Source organism: Rossellomorea vietnamensis, assembly GCF_001305855.1.
GTDB classification, from domain to species: domain Bacteria; phylum Bacillota; class Bacilli; order Bacillales; family Bacillaceae_B; genus Rossellomorea; species Rossellomorea vietnamensis_A.
This window is the reverse complement of record NZ_LIXZ01000028.1, coordinates 13,240-30,745: the sequence shown is the minus strand read 5'-3', so window position 1 is coordinate 30,745 and position 17,506 is coordinate 13,240. Positions and strand designations below refer to the sequence as shown.

Genomic DNA, 17,506 nt, shown 5'->3' with positions numbered 1-17,506 from the left:
CTCCATCTATCCGCCTCATTTACTTTCTGCACCTTCGACAGTTCGGACTTCATCTTGTATTGCAGACTTATCCAGTGCAACAAGCCTTATATGAGATTCGTGTTCCTCGGACCGGAGGTTTGCCGCCCGCTTCCTTCAGATTCCGGGTCGCCCCGGACACCCTTGCGTTAAGCTAACCGCTACAACTGTCTTCACGGCTCGGGACTCTCACCCTATAGATCACACCCATGCCGGGCGCACAATAAAAAGTGCCCCTCTTCATAAGAAGAGAGGCACAAATATGTATATGTCCCGCTCTTCTCATCTTTCAAGTCAAATGACTTGATGGAATTGGCACGGTATTCATTTAAGAACCCGTTGCCGAGGTATCGCAGGGCCAGTCCCTCCACCTCTCTTGATAAGAAGATATCGCTTTATTAAGTTAAAGTTATGATGCGTTTATGCATTAGGGTAATGGTAAAGGATTTTAGTTGGGTTGTCAATCCTGTTTTTGAATTGAAATGTTTTACGGACGAAATCAAAGTGGTGAATCTATTCAGCTTTCAACTGGTGTCCTAACCCACCACCAATAATTGATTGAATACTTTTTCTGATTTTATAAATAATAAACTTAACCTAACTAAATTATTGGAAGGAAATTAAAAAACTATGAATGGCAAAATAATTAAAATTACCTCATCAGAAATTGCTTCTCTATGGACAGCTTATTTAAACAATAGTATGTCCATTCAATTTCTAAACTATTTTCTTAGTACTGTTGAAGATGCAGAAGTCAAATCCATTATTGAATCAGGACGTAATCTTTCAATTGAAGTATTCAACCATATCTCAGAGGTTTTCCAACAGGAAAATATCCCCCTGCCATGTGGGTTTTCAGATAGTGATGTGAATTTAAATGCCCCCAGATTATTTTCTGATGAATTTATAATTTCGTACATAAACCATATGTCTAAAGCGGGGATGTTAGGCTATACTGGATTTTTATCAATGAGTGCAAGAAAGGACATTAGAAAACTTTTCAAGAATGCCTTATATGAAACCTCTGATCTATACGATGAGAGTTCAGAGGTTCTACTTAATAAAGGTTTATATGTTCGTTCGCCTTACATAGATTACCCTCAACAAAATGATTTTGTTGACAGTAAAAAATACCTAAGTGGTTTAAATCCTTTTTCAAATAAACGACCATTAAATGCTATAGAACTTTCCCATTTGAATATAAATATTCAAAACAATCTAATTGGGGCTAAGTTATCAATAGCATTTGCGCAGTCATCCCCAAGGAAAGAAGTAATTAAGCTAATGCTGCAAGGAAAGGATATTTCAGAAAAACATCTAAAAATATTCTCTAAGGTATTATTGGATAATAATACTCAATCTCCTATATCATCCGATGTTTCGGTGACTAACTCAACAACACAGGTATTTTCTGATAAGATAATCCTCTTCCATCATGGATTATTAACCGCTTCAGGAACCGGTAATTATGCAACTTCAGCTGCTGCAAGTCAACGAAGTGACTTAGTGTTAAATTATGAGAGACTCTCAATTGAAATTGCACAGTACGCAAAGGATCTAGCTTATCTGATGATTCAAAATGAATGGCTAGAACAACCTCCTGGAACTTTGGATAAAGTAAAATTAGCTCAACAAAAAAAAACAAAATTAATTTAGGAAAGCTATTTTCACCACTATGATTACTTTTTGGAACATCAAAAGAAAAGCGCCCCCTAAATTACGACTAAAAAAATCGTCTAGGACGAGTCCATTGGCTTATAGACGGACTTTAATGGTACTGCTCCCGTGTGTGAAAAGCTCCTGTATACCCATAATAGTTCTTGCCGAATTATTTGAGAGACATTTACTTTTCTCTGGTTTTAGTATTACTTTACTCCCGAAGCACCTGCTATGGAATATTATTTCGTCAGATTGTTAGGGTTATTATTTCTAACCTAAGAGGAACCCTGACCATTCACATGTCAGGGTTCCTTCATTGATAAGCATACAATACTGTAATTTCTTCATGCACTTGCAATCCCCCCCCAACTTTCTGCGCCTTAAATCCACTATTTCTTATTTTATTTCTTGCAATCAGAGTAAACCAAGGAGTGGCCACATTCTACTTCTTGAATGCTTGTGAGGTATGGCGATAGGAAAAGGTAGAATCAGAACCGTTCCCGTTCCCGCTCCCATCACATGTTTGTGATCGATCGTAACTCTCTTTTCATTCGTTTCAAATGGGCCTTTTCTTCATACTTTAATCGTACAACTTAGTCGCTTACAAGAAAGCTAAGGAAACAACTCTCAACCCCCAAAAACAACTATGCTATACTAAAAGAAAAACAATATTCAGACTATTAAAAGGGGCCAAGTCCATGAAACCAAACATTATCGACATCGTCCAATCCCAGGTCATCGCTTCCATCAAGGAAGAAAAAGACCTTGAAAAGGCCATTCAGTCAAACGCCAACATTGTGTTCATTCTTACGGGCAATTTGATTACGATGAACGGCTATCTGAAAAAGCTGAAAGAAGCCGGGAAAACCACGTTTATTCATATTGATTTCATCGATGGGCTGTCCAATACGAAGAGTGCCATTAAATACATAGCAGAAATTTGGAAGCCGGCTGGCATCATTACGACGAGGAGCAATCTGATCAAGTATGCGAAGGAGGAAGGCCTGATGACGATTCAGCGTCTCTTTTTGATCGACCGGAATGCCCTTGATAAGGGAATTGAAATCTCCCATAACTGCAAACCCGATGCCATTGAAGTACTTCCTGGTCTGATGCCTTCTGTCATTGACAGGCTGACTACGATGACGAGCCTGCCCATCATCGCTGGTGGCTTGATCAGTAATAAGCAGGACATTCTGAATGGGCTGAGTGCCGGTGCCCTCGCTATTTCTTCCGGGGATCCGAAGCTTTGGAATTTGGATGTTTGACTAGAAAGGACTGGAACTCCTCGGAGTTCCAGTCCTTTTAGGTCCCTACCTTTTTTTCTTCATCATTGTCACCTTTTCTTTTTTTCCCGATCCAGGGGAGGCGAATTCGTACGATCGTAATCTCCCGTTCTTCAAAGATGTTTCCGATTTTCGTAATGATGAAGGTTACCAGTGTGGCAAAGATGACGATGGAGTAGAATCCCGCTCCAATGCCGATGCCGATTCCCCCCACGTAAAAAATCATAGCTGCCGAAGTGAGTCCCTTTACCCTCAATCCGTCCTTGAGGATCACACCAGCGCCAAGGAACCCCAGGCCGGATACGATTTGAGCTGCAAGACGGAAAGGATCCATCATCTTTCCGCTCCCCGGTTGACTGAGCATCTCTGCCCCTTCGATTGAGACGATTGTGATCAAGGTACAAGCCACTGATACATACGTATAAGTTTTTAATCCAGCCGGCTTATTTTTGGAGGTTCGGTCCCACCCGATGATGAACCCTAATATTGCGCTCACGACAATCCGGAAATAGATATCATGCTGCCAGAAAAATCTCGATACTTCAACCATGTAATGCCCCATGCCCTCTTCCTCCTTAAATGAAAAAAAGACCGCTCCACAAAACGAATACATGATTTCTCCACACTAGTGTGAAAAAAATCATACCATTCGCTTCACAGGGGATCTCTTTTACTCTTCCTATCAAGCTTCACCTTATTCCTTTCATCATACACCAATTCCCGCTTCATTTCAATGATATATCTAAAAATTCTAAATATACACTAAATTAAACCTAAATGCCCATTTCTTCTAGCTTGGGTACATTGTATGATGGATTTAAACAGTGAATATAGTGGGTAGAGATGAGGAGAACCCTGTGTCAATCGTGTGTACGGTCATCGTACACCCCATTGCCATGGGGTTCTTTTCTTTTTTACATAAACAAGAAAAAAAGGAGGAAATGATGTTGAAAACCAACTCAATCACCCGGATAGCCGCTTTTCTTGCTTTGGCCTTTACAGGACTGTTATGGCTTCAAGTTCACAACGCAAGTGCGAAAGAAAACAACCCGCCACTCATCATTACGGAAATCGTCACCAAATCTGCAGGATCAGGACAGCCTTATGAGTACGTCGAAATCTATAATACCACCTCAGAAGCCATCAACCTGCAAGACTATCAGCTTCAATACTTCACAAGTAACTTCTCAAGCCCTGCCAACCGCTGGCCCATCGAAGAGAAAATCATCCAGCCGAAAGAATCCCTCGTACTCTGGTTAAAGAAGTTGGCTTATCCTGATGTCCCACTCTGGGACTTCAACTCCAACTATGACATGTACCTCACGCCCGAGGACGTATACGAGATCAAGCTGACCTCTTCCGGCCAAGGATTGCATGACAGCAGTCTGCGTCAGGTAGGAATTGCCGACGCCGACGGCACAGTCCTCAGTACCGCTCTCATCAATGATGGGGAAGTCGACGGCATCACGAACCGGAGCACCACCTATCAGGCTACCAGCTCTGCTGCGATGACCAAGATTAAAAACAATGAACAACCGACTCCCGGCGTCGTTCTGGCCGGACAGGTATCTGGCCCTCTGACACCTGCCAACCTGACTGCAACCCCAGCTAACCAGTCGGTTACCCTTGAGTGGGAAGCGACAGATGGTGCCGTTTCCTATAAAATCTACCAATCTGATGGATCGATTACTTCCACGGACGCTGCCACATCAACCTTTACGGGATTGGAGAATGGAAAGACCTATACGTTCAGAGTGACATCCGTGGACGCAGAAGGAAATGAATCCCCTGCAACAAAAGAAGTCCGGGCCGTCCCACAGGAAATTGTGGACAGTGAAGCCCCAGCCACGCCTACCGGATTGAAAGCAACTCCAGGCAAGGATTATGTCAAGTTGGTTTGGAATGCCAATCCTGAAAGTGATCTTGCCGGATACCGCGTCTACATCAACGGTACGCTTTACGGGACCGCTCCTGCTGACCAAAAGAGCATCAACGTATCCCCTCTGGAATTGAACAGGGAGTACTCTTTCAAATTAACGGCAATCGATCAAGTCGGAAACGAATCGGAACCGACCAAACCACTCTTCACAGGACCGAGCGAAAACGTACCGACACCCAACCTGCTGATCACAGAATTGATTCCGAACACAGATAACTACGCAGGCTATGATGCCTTTGAATACTTCGAGCTTTATAACAACAGCCCGGACCCGATCGATTTGAAAGGATATCGGTTCGCGTCCTATAACTGGAATGAAGAAATCGGGGACACTCACATCTTGAAGCCATGGGATACGGTGGTGATCTGGACCAGGAACACAAGCATCAATCCTATCTCACTTGAAGCTTTCAACTATAACTATTTTTATTCGTATAATAGTAAGTATCTTCAGGAAGAGGATACGATCATCCTCGATGATATCGCCGGATTGGTCAACGGTGGAAATACACTGACGGTTTACGACCCTGATGGACTTGAAGTCGTGAGGGCCGATTATTCAGGAGACGACGTTTCCCTGAAACAATCCGTCACATATTCCTATCCAAAGGACAATACCCGGACGATGGAAAAATTGGCAGACGGTCAAAGTCCGACACCGGGATGGGTCGTTGAAGATCAAGCACCGGATCGTCCGGTGTCAGATGAGGAAGCACCGCAAACACCGACCAACGTGGAAGCCACTGCAGGCAACGGAGAAGCCGTTTTAACCTGGGACGCTTCCAGTGAAACCGATCTATACCGCTATCACATTTACAAAGAAGGAGAACTTGAATATTCCGTCGATCCATCTAAGACCGACTTTACTCTTTATACGTTAGTCGGCCATCAAACATACTCGTTACAAGTAAGTGCAGAGGATACATCAGGAAACGTATCGGAGAAATCAAATCCTGTATCCGTCACACCGGAACACCAGCTCATCACCCAGGTTGAACGTTCGGAATATGAGAAAGACCCTGCCTACCAGGACCTGTGGGATATCAGTACCGACGGCCCGGTGATTGCCGGACTATCACAAGGGCTCGTTCCACAAGGATTGACCTATTATCAGAAAAAAGACTGGCTCCTTACCATCGGCTATATCGATGATGGGATCCTGCCGGGTACCATAACCGTTACAGACCGAAGAACGGGAGAATTAGTGAAATCCGTTGTCCTCTACAATACGGACGGCACACCTTATACCGGTCATGCAGGCGGGGTGACCGTCAGTCGTGATCACGGCTGGGTAGCTTCTGAGAATCACTTATTCAGCTTCGATTTAAGCGACTTGGTAAATGCAGAAAACAACGGGGAAATCCAGTTCACCAAACAGATCCCCATCCCCGTCGAAGCGGCTTACACCGTTTATGATGAAGGCATCCTCTGGGTCGGGGAATTCTATGAAGCAAGCTCCTATCCGACCGATCTAACTCATCACATCGAGAACAGGGACGGAGAAATGCACTACGCGTGGATGATCGGATACGATCTAGAACGAAACAATGACATGCTGAGCAAAGACCAGTGGAAGGGTTCACCCGAAGTCAACGCCATACCGGATTGCGTTCTATCCACCACAGGAAAAGTCCAGGGAGCCATCATGCAGAAGGCAGCAAGAAACGGCGTCACCCTCAGCACTTCTTACGGCAGGGCAAACGACAGTGTCCTGTATCGCTATGAATATCCGTTGAAAGAAGACCCTCATGCATTTGTCACAGTCGAAGGAAAACAAGTTCCATTATGGTTCCTGGACGGTCACACAGCCAAACCACGCCAAAGCATCGAAGCCATCCCGATGCCAGAGGGAATAGTGGAAATACAGAAAGAACTCTACGTCGTATTCGAATCCGGTGCCAACAAATACCGCTACACCACCACCTACCCGATGGAACGGATGCTTAAGATTGATATGAAGAAGTTGATGAAGGATGATAAGGGGATAGAATAGCAAATTCGCCTCAGAAAAGGGCTTAGAGAATTTTCATCTCTAAGCCCTTTTTCTATTTTCTTATGGCACGAACGCACCCCTTTTATTTAGGAGAAAAGTATTTCGCCCCAACTTTTATATAAATCTATTTAAATATTCGCCATATATTTTGTTCATCACTTTGGGTGTATTTTCTAAATACACATTGATTTGTTCAATGTTCGATTCGATTTTATCAGCGTTTCTTTCATCTGTTGGAAAATCAGATATTCCTTTAATGATGATGCATTCAACATCATTCTTCCTGCAGGTATAAGCAATAGCACCCGCTTCTGTATCGGCAATTGTTATTTTGTTTTCTTTCAGTTCTAAATAGTCCTTCCACATCACTACTGCTTTATCAGCGGTGGCAATTGTTCCGGTATAAAAATCATTTCCGTATTTTGATAAATCCATCTCAACTATGAAAGATTGTTTAATAAGAGGCTCGATTTCTTTTACCGTACAATCATATTGAACGGCTATATGGGGTACAAACACATCCAAATTACTGAACCGATCATCTATCCCTGCACACGTTCCAACAACGATCACTTTCGTTAAATTAAATGTAGAAATCATATACTGATTCCCACCAACACCATTTACCTTTCTTACACCGGTACTATAAAAAATAAGTTCACTATCACAAATTGTTCTCACAAAATACTCGCCATAAGGATAACCCATACGTTCATTATCTCTTACGCCGAAATACTCCAATGTCGCTTCATATTCCCACTTCGTTGCAATACTTATTCCGATCATTGATTTATCATCCTACAAATATAATTTTTTTAAGTACATTTACAACCTATGAAAACACCAAACAATAAAAAACATACTAACAATTCCCCAAGCTGTGGCACTCACTATCCACCAAATTATGGACTTAGCTTTTGTTGAACTATCCTCTGCTTCCGAATTTGCTTTTATATAAGCAAGCTTATTTTCCATACTTGATTTCATAGAAGTTAGCGCGATAAATCCGATTAATATAAAACCAATAGTTATCCAGAGTAATAAGTCCACATTTTTTACCTCACTTTCTTTGTGAATTAGTTTGCTTTCAATCTTATTTATTCAATTACTTGCCCGATAATGTAATATCCATTTTTTACAAGTGTATCACATAATTCCATACAAGTGGTTGATCTCCTCAAGGTCAAACCCGGGGTCAAGGATGGTTCTGACTCTACTTTTATGGATGAATTCGGGGTGATGGTCGAAAGGAAGTTGGAGAAACAGCACCGTCCCCACTCTCCTCCATCACAGGAAACCGAGTATGAATTCACATAGGTCTCATACTCGATTTTTCATCAACAGATAGATGTTGTGGAAGTTTTGAAGATAACCGAGAACTCTATGATAAACTAAGTTTATTAGAATTAACTGAACATTCATTGTTCCTTTAGCGAAATTCGGAAAATAGCTCCGCGAATCAACCGGGTTTCGGACATGGTGTAGTGATGTGAAGGTATTATAATTACGCTGACATAACGAGGAGGTTCTATTATGACAGATTTCTTTAAACCTATGGCGTTCCAGCTACAAACCGAACGACTTGATCTGAGTATGTGGGAAGAGTCCGATGCAGCCTGGATAAGAAAACTGGTTGGCGAACGTGGTATAGACATGCCGACTCTTGACTCCGCTCGTAGCGATATTATCAAGATGCGCAAGAAAGCAGTCGAAAATGGCATTTCTCTTCTCACTATTCGCCGCCGGGACGAAGGCGATTTTATCGGATACTGTGGCTTGATTATAGGCCGTGCCTCACTTGAAGAGCCGGAGATAGCATATGAGCTGTTCCGCAGTGCTCACCGTAAAGGCTATGCGACTGAAGCAGCGTCCGTTGTCCTGGACGCTGCAATTGCTACCGGACGCTACAGGCTTTGGTCGACTGTAGGCGCTTGGAATGATGCTTCCTTCCGAGTGCTAGAAAAGATAGGATTCAAGCGGCACCACAGCACGTGGGAGGAGCAAGGCGAGATCGTTTGGAACGTACGGGATCTTTAGAGATTTCCAACTGTTCCGAAACTACTATTTTATGCAAATCAGGGGCTAATTTTGGGTGATGGTCGAAAGGAAAAGGTAGAGATAGAACCGTTCCCACTTTTCCCCAAAAGGATTTTAACCAAAGAAAAATCCGAACAATGATTCGAAATTCATAAATGAAAATCGAATTCGTTCGGATCTTTTATTGTTTGTCAAAAATATATAAAATGTACTTTGCAGGTTCAAGCTGTTGATTAGAGTGCAAGACGAAGACTCCTACGAGAAAAGCGAAAATCCAAAGTGAAACTTATACCAGCATCAAATCCCCTTCAAAGCATCCTTATACCGCTGATAATAAGCCTCCACATTATTCAGCAGTAACAACTCCGTATACAAATACACCTTCATATTAAAATCATTAAAATCAATCGCAGTCAGTTCCTGTATCTTCTTAATCCGGTAATTCAACGTATTCGGGTGGATAAACAATTCATTCGCCGTCTGTTTCCCCTTCCCATCATTCGCCAAATACACTTCAAGTGTCTTCAGTAGATCCGTCTGCTTCTTCACATCATTCTTGATCAATGACAACAAATCATCACTGTAATAATCCTTTGACGTATTTTTCTCATAGAGCGTCGGCAAGTACCTGTAAATCCCTAATTGAGCGAATTCCCGGGGCATCGATTCAGGACGCGGGCTGATGAAGTTAGCGGTCTCAATGACTTCTGACGCTTCCAGGAAGCTCTTTCTCATTTGATATAACGTCGTGTATTCCTTCCCAATTCCGATGAGGAAGTTATAGAATTCTTCTTCACCTGTTTGTTCTTTCACCTTTTCGACGAGGTCTCTCGCTAATTCCAGTGAAGAAGACGGCGTATCTGATTTGCCGTAGAGCACAAGGATCACCTGATATTCCGTCCGAAGTGAATAAATATTTGTGTTGAAGCTGGATTCCTGTACGAGCTTCTCAAGTTGGTCGAGCATGGACTTGTATTGCGACGATGCGATCGAATAAACCGCCACCGTGAACCGCTCCGGAAGGGTCAGCTTGACGAGGGATGCATCATGGCGGAGCTGGCTTTCACTTCCGTACTCGTGTTGCAGAAGATGCCACAGTACTTCTTCTTTTCTGTCCTTTTTGATATTGACCTTTGCGAACATGTCATTGATCAGGTTTCCAAGGTGCGAAGAGATTTCTTCAAGGAAAGCGAGCTCTTCATTTTCGAGAAGGCGGCTTGTTTCCTGAACCCAGATATACCCCATCGTGTTCCCAAGGTACTTTGCGGCAATGACGACCCGCTGGTGGAATCCTAACTCTTCCATCGCCTGCACCCGGATCGGATCCGAATGCTTTTCGAGCTGGTTGACGATTCCCTCTTTTTTCAGTCGATCGATGATGAAGACCGGACATTTCTTCGTGAGGATCGTCTTTAGCTGTGTTTGATCGAATTTATTAGAAGAGGAACTGTATGAAATCAGTTCGAAATTTTTGTTTTCTATGATGACGGGATTGCCTAATTTTGAGCTGATCAATTCCGTTGCCTTATGAATGTCTTCTGTTTGGAGGATTACATCAAGTGCTTCCATAGGAATCTTACCTTTCCACGAGTGATTGTGATTCCTATTATAGCGTTAAATCCCCCAATAAAAAAAGAAAAGCTCCCCCATGTCGGGAGAGCTTGTCGTGTTCGATTTATTCTTCATCCATAAATGGATACGTAATGTCTGTTGTTGGCGCGAAGTTTTCTTTGATGATACGAGGACTGGTCCAACGAATCATGTTGAAGACAGAACCTGCTTTATCGTTTGTACCTGAACCGCGTGAACCGCCGAATGGTTGTTGGTTGATCACAGCACCGGTTGGTTTATCATTGATATAGAAGTTTCCGGCTGCACCGGATAGGCGGCGTTCCAAGTGCATGATCGCTTCACGATCCTGTGCAAAGATTGCACCCGTTAATGCATACATGGAAGCTGTATCCACTGAAGTCAGTGTTTCTTCTAATTGATCGTTTTCATATACATAAATCGTTAATACAGGTCCAAAAATTTCTTCAGTCATCGTTTTGAAGTTTGGATTCGTTGTTACGATGACAGTCGGTTGAACGAAGTATCCAACAGAATCATCGTACGTACCGCCGGCAATGATTTCAGCTTCTTCAGAATCAGCCGCGTAGTCGATGTAGCTTGTGATGGATTCAAAGGCAGGTTTGTCAATGACAGCACCCATGAAGTTCCTGAAGTCTCTGACATCCCCTACTTTAAGCTTAGCTGTTTCTTCCACGATACCATTTTTCACTTCTTCCCACATACTTGCAGGGATGTAAGCACGGGAAGCTGCTGAACATTTTTGACCTTGGTATTCGAATGCACCACGGACAAGTGCAGCGACTACTTTGTCTGCTTGTGCCGTTTCGTGAGCGAAGACAAAGTCTTTACCGCCTGTTTCCCCAACTAAACGAGGATATGATTTGTAGTTAGTGATGTTTTCCCCTACTGTCTTCCAGATCGTCTGGAATACGCTTGTAGATCCAGTGAAGTGGAATCCGGACATGCGTGGATCTGTTAATACCACTTCTGATACTTGTGAACCGCGTGATGGAACAAAGTTGATAACGCCTTTAGGCAGTCCAGCTTCTTCTAATATACGCATGAAGTAGTAGTTTGATAGGATAGCTGTTGTTGCCGGTTTCCACACGACTACGTTCCCCATGATCGCAGGAGCTGAAGGCAGGTTACCACCGATTGCTGTGAAGTTGAATGGTGAGATCGCTAGTACGAAACCGTCTAATGCACGGTATTCCAGGCGATTCCAAATGTTTTTCATGCTGTCCGGTTGCATTTGATAGATTTGGTTTGCATAATCAACGCCAAATCGTAAGAAATCAGCTAGTTCTTGTGCCGCATCAATTTCCGTTTGGATGGCTGTCTTTGATTGACCCAACATGGTAGCCGCATTGATGACGTCGCGATATGGACCAGAAATCAGGTCAGCCGCTTTTAAGAAGATGGATGCTCTGTGTTGCCATGGCATATTGGACCAAGAATCCTTTGCAGCCATTGCTGCTTCCACTGCATCGTGAAGCTCTTTTTCACCTGCTTGTGAATAGGTAGCCAATACATGTTTGTGATCGTGTGGCATTACCACTTGCTTCACTGTATCTGTCTTGATTTCCTCACCATTGATGATGACCGGGATTTCAACCTCTAGACCAGCTTGGCGCTCTAATTCAGCTTTTAGCGTTTCTCTTTCTTTCGTACCTGGGGCATATGTATTACCAGGCTCATTTGTAGGTGTTGGGATGTTGTAAATTCCGTTACTCATTCTCTTCACATTCCTTTCTGATTACATTCTGTCTGGATGTTTTTTAAAAGACTACTTGCTGAAAATTCCTTTAAGTGCGAATGCGATGTTTGCCGGTCTTTCCGCCAGACGTCGCATGAAATACCCGAACCAGTCCTCGCCATATGGCAGGTAAATGCGGACGGTATATCCTTTTTTCAGTAACTCGGATTGCAGTTGGTTCCGCATTCCGTAAAGCATTTGAAACTCGAAGCGATCATTCGGGATATTGTGTTCTTTCACTAATCCGATGGTGTAATCGATGATTGCTTCGTCATGGCTTGCGACCGCTGTATAATGGCCGTTCAAGAGCTGCTTCTTGATAAGATGCTTCAGATTCTCATCCACCTTTTTCTTCTCCTGGAACGCCACTTTACCCGATTCATTATATGCACCCTTCACAAGTCTCAAATAAGGGGAATACTGATTGAGATCATCCACATCCTTATCAGAAACATATAGATAAGATTGGATCACCGTCCCCACATTGTCGTACTTTTGACGGAGCTTCTTGTAAACGTCAAGGATGGCATGGCACCTCGAGGAATCCTCCATATCGAGAGTGACCGTGATTCCGCTTTCATTTGCCTTCGACAGAATCAACTCCATGCTTTCCATGACAAGATCTTGACTGATATCCAATCCCAAGGAGGTCAGTTTAACAGAAATTTCAGTGTTCAGCCCATGATACGCGATGGCATTGATACTCTGAATACATCCTTGGACATTCTCCCGGACCACATCTGTGGAATCGACGAACTCACCAAGGTGATCGACCGTTACCTGGAACCCCTCCTCGTTCAATTGCGTAATCAATGGAATCGCTTGTAAAAAGGTTTCTCCACCTACAAGCTTGTTAGCCCCAAATCTCGATCCCCACCGTTTAGCCATTTTATCCAATGCCTTATTGTGTGAAAGAAACAGGAAAAAGCGCTTACTGATTGCTTCCATGATTACAACACCTCCTTATACTTCTTATAGTGACTGTTACCTCAAGCACGGGGTGATTAAACGAAGAAATGTAAATCTTAAGAAAATTATAACGGGAATAGTGGCTCGGAAACAACGTGCTCGGGACACAAATATTTGTGGGTTGAGTTATGGTGGAAGCACAAAAGGGGGGTGTTGGAGATGTAATAATATGACATCACAACGACTATGCAATGTAGATTCGTATTTTTTTTAATAAATTTAGTTGTAAATGAATACATAAAGTGTATAATTACACCATACATATTTTTACAAGCAAGTAAGTGAGTATAAAATAGTACAGTGTAAGAAATTCACACAGGATTTGTTGCAGTCTAATAGTTGGTATTGTGAAACACACTATTATCGGATGGGGTGACTTATATGAATAAAAAACGGATATTCCAAATTATATTAACACTTATTTTTTCGTTTCTTCTTATATCGATTTACTCTTTATTTAAAGGTATTCCTTTCGGTAGTTATATAGCAAAAGCAAAAATCACCGATTATGTAGAGCAAGTATATGGTATTAATAAAAGTGTCTCCAAACCACAATTCAACTTCGAAGATTCCTCATATGAAGTGTACCTCCCTCAATTAGGAAGCCAATTTTCTTATGATCTTTTACATAATCTAATTGTTGATGAGAAACTAGCAAATGAGTTAAATAATGAATTCCAAAGTGATTACAATAAGTTAAAAGATTCATATAGAGACAATATTGAGTTGCCCGATGCACACTTGTTTAGCTCGGTTCTGGCTGATGGTGAATATTCCAAGAATATGTCTCTGTACCAAAAAATTTATCTCTTAGGGATCATCAACCGCGAGAAGATTACTTCCGAGGACAGTTCTAAAACGGCTGCAACGCTTACGAAAGAAATAATAGAAGGGCTTGGGGAAAATTACAATATTACCTCTCTTCAAGTGATATACACTGATTTAAATGGTCAATACGAAATTACATTAGATAGTAAGAAACCCATTTCAATTAAGACATTGGGTAAGAATACATCAAAAATGGAGCAAATTGGTGAAGAAGATAAAGAATTAATCCGTGAACTAAATGGAAATTAATTATGTAACGAAACATCTGTCTTTTAAAGGTCCTTCGCAATCGGAAGCATTTCTGCCATAAGGAATAAGCAGAGAACGAAGACGGTACCGTATCTATCATTTCCTTTCGACCTTCCCCAGTATGCTCAAGTGGAGGTAATAAATTGAAACTTCCTATTATCGGTTTCCGTCTAATTAATAAACATATGTTAAGGGGCGTTGAAAATGGAAAAGAAAAAGGGCATGATACCTTCCATCATCTTCGGGTCTATTATTTTGTTATCTATTCTGGCGTTAACCTTCTTTATCCTTAATGGAGAATCCATCCTTGAGGGTATTAAAGACGGATTCACGGACGAGGGGTATACAGTCAATATAGATAAGGATTGGGTGCTCAAGGGAGTAGATCCTGATTCTTAACCCAGTATTTTCCAAAAGACGCAATTATGTTGGAAAATGACGCAATAAATAAAAAAACGACGCAATTATCCGGAAAATGACGCAAGATCACCCCTGAAAATGACGCAATTCTTTGGATTATGACTCAATGAAGAACAATGGAAGTCCTACCAAATACTTTCCCTTAATGCATTTCCTTTTCACCAGCCTTCTTCATCAAATTCTCACTCACCCAAGACAATCTCCCCCACCGACTCCAACACATAATCCGGCGTCCAGGACAAATCGGGGACGGTTCCGCCTCTACCATTCCCCCCAAAAGTAGAGTAAGAACCGTCCTTGCTTTGCTATAACGTCTTTTCCGACAACAATTCCTTAACCGACTCCAACACATAATCCGGCGTCCAAACCGTCCCCCTCAAATCCTCCTCCGATGTTATCCCGCTCAGTACAAGGGCCGTTCTCATCCCCGCTTCGATCCCCATCCGGATATCAGTCTCCAGGCGATCACCGATCATGACGCATTCTTCCGGCTTCAGTTGTAATATCTTCAGTGCTGCCTTGATTGTCAGGATAGATGGCTTACCGATCTGTACATCAATTTTTCTTCCGACAACCGCTTCCACTGCCCCAATCATCCCCGCACAGTCCGGGACATCGCCCGTTTCTACTGGACAGGTTTTGTCAGGATTGGTCGCAATCATTTTCGCGCCGAGTTTGATCGACTGGTAGGCAAAATTCAAATGGTCATAATGAAAAGCCCGGTCCCATGAAAGCACGACGATATCCACCTCGGCCGGTGTCATTCCTTCCCTGAATCCTGCAAGTGTCAGCTCATCCTTGATGGGCTGCTCACCAATCACATACAATGTCGCTTGGGGATGATGTTCACGTAAATAGTCAATCAGCGTAACCGTCGGATTCAAAATGTTCTCAAGGTTAGCCCGGATATTGAACCCATGTAACTTTTCCACATACCGCTGGCGGGACTCAATGGTCTTATTCGTCAGAAACAGCACCTTTTTCCCTTCATTGAGAAGTGCATTGATGGTGGTGTCTGCTCCCTCTATCAATTGCTTACCAAGATACACAGTCCCGTCCAAGTCAAAAATATACCCCTTTAGATTCTTCATCTGTACCCCCTCCATCCAATAAAAAATTCCTTGAGCATGACGATTTCTCCAATTGAATAATTGGATTTTTCGTCATACCCAAGGAATCTCCTCATCTTTATCCTTGTACCTATTCATTTACATATGTTGTGTCATCAAGTCTTCGCCGATGATGACCTTTGAAGTCCCGAGCTTTTCCACCTCTTCTTCATACGGTTCTCCGTCGGATAGGTGGACAAGAACGATTTTCCCGATTCTTTCCACGTCATATTTTTCAACAATTTCAACAAGACTGCTGTGGTTCCCTGCCACTTTACGGGCAGATGTAGCTTCATGGATTAACATATTTATATGGTCATACTCACCAATCCGTGCGCTGATTTCCGAATCACTGGAATATACGAGTACCCGGCCGGCACATCGTACTTCAAGGCCAACTGTTGGAACAGAATGTAATGCCTTAAAGCAGGAAAATGTCATTCCCCCTCCAGACAGAAGTTCTTTTTCCTCGTCGCCATCAAAGGTCTCGATCTCAACCGCAAAGGCGATCGGCCACTGATCGGCTTCCATCGTCGAGAGCCATTCCTGAAGCTTCCTCTCATTCCGCTTATCACATAGAATCCTTAAAGGCTTTCTCCTGTCCTCAAGCCACATCCCCCATAGCAAGGACGGGAGACCGTAAATGTGATCAATATGAAAATGGGTGAACACGACGGCATCAAGCTCCCTCAAATCCACCTGCAGCTGCTTCAGCTTTCTGCAAGGATTGCCGCTGACATCCACCAGCACATGATAACCATCATTTGAGAAGCAGATGGATGTATTGTCGCGTTCCGAACCGGGATACGCACTCCCCGTTCCTAAAAAATGAATGTCCATCAGATCCCCTCCTATTTTATTCCTGAGTGCATAAAGCTCGATACGAATTGTTTTTGAAAAAGGAAGAATGCAATGACCAACGGCAGGATGACCATGACCGTACCAGCGGCAACCATCCCCCACTGCGCTCCCGTTTCATAGGATTGTGCAAATAACGCAAGTCCGACGGTCAATGGTCGGGACTCCACGGAATCCGTGATGATCAACGGCCACATGAAGTTGCTCCAATGGTGACTCACCGAGACTAGGGCAAAGGCTATATAGGTCGGTTTAGCCGATGGGATATAGACATGCCACAGGGTTTGATACCATTTACACCCGTCCATTCTTGCCGCTTCATCAAGATCAAATGGAACCTGCTTGAACGTCTGGCGCATCAGGAAGACCCCGAACGCCGACGCCCAATACGGCATCATGACGGCAAGTTTGGTATTAACGAGTCCGAGCTGGCTGATGACCTGGTAGTTCGGGAACAGCAGGATTTCTGGCTGGATCATCAGCTGCAGCAGGAACAGGATGAACAATACATTCTTCCCGGTGAAGTTCACCCGTGCAAACGCATAGGCCGCAAGGGTAACGGTGACGATCTGAACAATCAAAACGCCAAATACGATTACGAACGTATTGAAATAGTATTGCAAAAAAGGTGCCGTTTCCCATGCCTGAATGTAGTTATCAAACGTTGGATTCGTGACCCAGAACGGAAAGCCTCCATTAATCACTTGGTTCCCCGGAGAGAAGGAAGTGATGATCACCCAAAGTAGGGGGATGAATGAAAGAATCCCTAGAACAATAATGATGCCGTAGTTCAATTTTTTCATCGTCGCTTCC

At 43.1% G+C, this 17,506-nt stretch carries 15 protein-coding genes and 1 riboswitch; of the genes, 6 read left to right on the top strand and 9 right to left on the bottom strand.

The window, feature by feature from the left end:
• Positions 1 to 297: 297 nt before the first annotated feature.
• Positions 298 to 404, bottom strand: a riboswitch (SAM riboswitch).
• A 244-nt stretch (positions 405 to 648) separates the two neighbouring features.
• Together AM506_RS20635 and AM506_RS20630 are read left to right on the top strand one after the other, a co-directional pair.
• Entirely contained in the window at positions 649 to 1,674 is a 1,026-nt protein-coding gene (locus AM506_RS20635) for a DUF3231 family protein (protein ID WP_060674867.1), read from the top strand.
• 701 nt (positions 1,675 to 2,375) lie between these two features.
• Positions 2,376 to 2,945 (top strand): glycerol-3-phosphate responsive antiterminator, encoded by a 570-nt coding sequence (locus AM506_RS20630; RefSeq protein ID WP_060674865.1) that lies wholly within the window; start codon positions 2,376 to 2,378, stop codon positions 2,943 to 2,945.
• A 37-nt stretch (positions 2,946 to 2,982) separates the two neighbouring features.
• Here AM506_RS20630 and AM506_RS20625 read toward each other — a convergent pair whose 3' ends face one another.
• Positions 2,983 to 3,525: an MgtC/SapB family protein gene (locus AM506_RS20625; protein ID WP_235576168.1), complete on the bottom strand. Its 543-nt coding sequence runs from the start codon at positions 3,523 to 3,525 to the stop codon at positions 2,983 to 2,985.
• A 382-nt stretch (positions 3,526 to 3,907) separates the two neighbouring features.
• On the opposite strand from AM506_RS20625, the gene AM506_RS20620 reads away from it, so the two are divergent.
• Complete coding sequence (locus AM506_RS20620) at positions 3,908 to 6,895, top strand: lamin tail domain-containing protein (RefSeq protein WP_160316905.1); 2,988 nt, start codon at positions 3,908 to 3,910, stop codon at positions 6,893 to 6,895.
• Positions 6,896 to 7,009: 114 nt separating this feature from the next.
• Here the strand turns inward: AM506_RS20620 and AM506_RS20615 are convergent, their stop codons facing one another.
• The gene (locus AM506_RS20615; protein ID WP_060674861.1) at positions 7,010 to 7,681 is read right to left on the bottom strand and encodes a 5'-methylthioadenosine/S-adenosylhomocysteine nucleosidase family protein; all 672 of its coding nucleotides are present in this window, start codon (positions 7,679 to 7,681) and stop codon (positions 7,010 to 7,012) included.
• Positions 7,682 to 7,720: 39 nt separating this feature from the next.
• Positions 7,721 to 7,945: a hypothetical protein gene (locus AM506_RS23225; RefSeq protein WP_060674853.1), complete on the bottom strand. Its 225-nt coding sequence runs from the start codon at positions 7,943 to 7,945 to the stop codon at positions 7,721 to 7,723.
• Between the two features lie 483 nt (positions 7,946 to 8,428).
• On the opposite strand from AM506_RS23225, the gene AM506_RS20605 reads away from it, so the two are divergent.
• Positions 8,429 to 8,932 carry a GNAT family N-acetyltransferase gene (locus tag AM506_RS20605; protein ID WP_060674851.1) on the top strand — a complete coding sequence of 168 codons (504 nt, stop codon included), beginning with the start codon at positions 8,429 to 8,431 and terminating at the stop codon, positions 8,930 to 8,932.
• Positions 8,933 to 9,229: 297 nt separating this feature from the next.
• Here AM506_RS20605 and AM506_RS20600 read toward each other — a convergent pair whose 3' ends face one another.
• From AM506_RS20600 to AM506_RS20590, 3 genes are all read right to left on the bottom strand, one after another.
• Entirely contained in the window at positions 9,230 to 10,501 is a 1,272-nt protein-coding gene (locus tag AM506_RS20600; protein ID WP_060674849.1) for a PucR family transcriptional regulator, read from the bottom strand.
• 106 nt (positions 10,502 to 10,607) lie between these two features.
• Positions 10,608 to 12,239 (bottom strand): L-glutamate gamma-semialdehyde dehydrogenase, encoded by a 1,632-nt coding sequence (pruA, locus tag AM506_RS20595; RefSeq protein ID WP_060674847.1) that lies wholly within the window; start codon positions 12,237 to 12,239, stop codon positions 10,608 to 10,610.
• Between the two features lie 51 nt (positions 12,240 to 12,290).
• A complete protein-coding gene (locus AM506_RS20590; protein ID WP_060674845.1) occupies positions 12,291 to 13,208 on the bottom strand; it encodes a proline dehydrogenase family protein in 918 nt (305 codons plus the stop codon).
• Between the two features lie 402 nt (positions 13,209 to 13,610).
• Here AM506_RS20590 and AM506_RS20585 point away from each other — a divergent pair, with 402 nt between their 5' ends.
• Together AM506_RS20585 and AM506_RS20580 are read left to right on the top strand one after the other, a co-directional pair.
• On the top strand, positions 13,611 to 14,306 hold the full coding sequence (locus AM506_RS20585; RefSeq protein WP_060674843.1) for a YfjL-like protein: 696 nt from the start codon (positions 13,611 to 13,613) through the stop codon (positions 14,304 to 14,306).
• Positions 14,307 to 14,510: 204 nt separating this feature from the next.
• Positions 14,511 to 14,705, top strand: a complete 195-nt coding sequence (locus tag AM506_RS20580) for a hypothetical protein (RefSeq protein WP_060674841.1) — start codon at positions 14,511 to 14,513, stop codon at positions 14,703 to 14,705.
• 326 nt (positions 14,706 to 15,031) lie between these two features.
• Here AM506_RS20580 and AM506_RS20575 read toward each other — a convergent pair whose 3' ends face one another.
• The 3 genes from AM506_RS20575 to AM506_RS20565 all read right to left on the bottom strand — a co-directional run bounded on the left by AM506_RS20575 (position 15,032) and on the right by AM506_RS20565 (position 17,496).
• On the bottom strand, positions 15,032 to 15,817 hold the full coding sequence (locus AM506_RS20575; RefSeq protein ID WP_060674839.1) for an HAD-IIA family hydrolase: 786 nt from the start codon (positions 15,815 to 15,817) through the stop codon (positions 15,032 to 15,034).
• A gap of 117 nt (positions 15,818 to 15,934) precedes the next feature.
• The gene (locus AM506_RS20570; protein ID WP_060674836.1) at positions 15,935 to 16,675 is read right to left on the bottom strand and encodes an MBL fold metallo-hydrolase; all 741 of its coding nucleotides are present in this window, start codon (positions 16,673 to 16,675) and stop codon (positions 15,935 to 15,937) included.
• 11 nt (positions 16,676 to 16,686) lie between these two features.
• Entirely contained in the window at positions 16,687 to 17,496 is an 810-nt protein-coding gene (locus AM506_RS20565) for a carbohydrate ABC transporter permease (RefSeq protein WP_060674835.1), read from the bottom strand.
• Between the last annotated feature and the right edge of the window lie 10 nt (positions 17,497 to 17,506).

Coding starts and splice junctions, on each gene's coding strand:
- AM506_RS20615 (WP_060674861.1), bottom strand. CDS start 7,681: ATGATCGGAATAAGTATTGCAACGAAGTGGGAATATGAAGCGACATTG.
- AM506_RS20605 (WP_060674851.1), top strand. CDS start 8,429: ATGACAGATTTCTTTAAACCTATGGCGTTCCAGCTACAAACCGAACGA.
- AM506_RS20590 (WP_060674845.1), bottom strand. CDS start 13,208: ATGGAAGCAATCAGTAAGCGCTTTTTCCTGTTTCTTTCACACAATAAG.
- AM506_RS20565 (WP_060674835.1), bottom strand. CDS start 17,496: ATGAAAAAATTGAACTACGGCATCATTATTGTTCTAGGGATTCTTTCA.
- AM506_RS20585 (WP_060674843.1), top strand. CDS start 13,611: ATGAATAAAAAACGGATATTCCAAATTATATTAACACTTATTTTTTCG.
- AM506_RS20620 (WP_160316905.1), top strand. CDS start 3,908: ATGTTGAAAACCAACTCAATCACCCGGATAGCCGCTTTTCTTGCTTTG.
- AM506_RS20570 (WP_060674836.1), bottom strand. CDS start 16,675: ATGGACATTCATTTTTTAGGAACGGGGAGTGCGTATCCCGGTTCGGAA.
- AM506_RS20635 (WP_060674867.1), top strand. CDS start 649: ATGAATGGCAAAATAATTAAAATTACCTCATCAGAAATTGCTTCTCTA.
- AM506_RS20625 (WP_235576168.1), bottom strand. CDS start 3,525: ATGGGGCATTACATGGTTGAAGTATCGAGATTTTTCTGGCAGCATGAT.
- pruA (WP_060674847.1), bottom strand. CDS start 12,239: ATGAGTAACGGAATTTACAACATCCCAACACCTACAAATGAGCCTGGT.
- AM506_RS20580 (WP_060674841.1), top strand. CDS start 14,511: ATGGAAAAGAAAAAGGGCATGATACCTTCCATCATCTTCGGGTCTATT.
- AM506_RS20630 (WP_060674865.1), top strand. CDS start 2,376: ATGAAACCAAACATTATCGACATCGTCCAATCCCAGGTCATCGCTTCC.
- AM506_RS20600 (WP_060674849.1), bottom strand. CDS start 10,501: ATGGAAGCACTTGATGTAATCCTCCAAACAGAAGACATTCATAAGGCA.
- AM506_RS20575 (WP_060674839.1), bottom strand. CDS start 15,817: ATGAAGAATCTAAAGGGGTATATTTTTGACTTGGACGGGACTGTGTAT.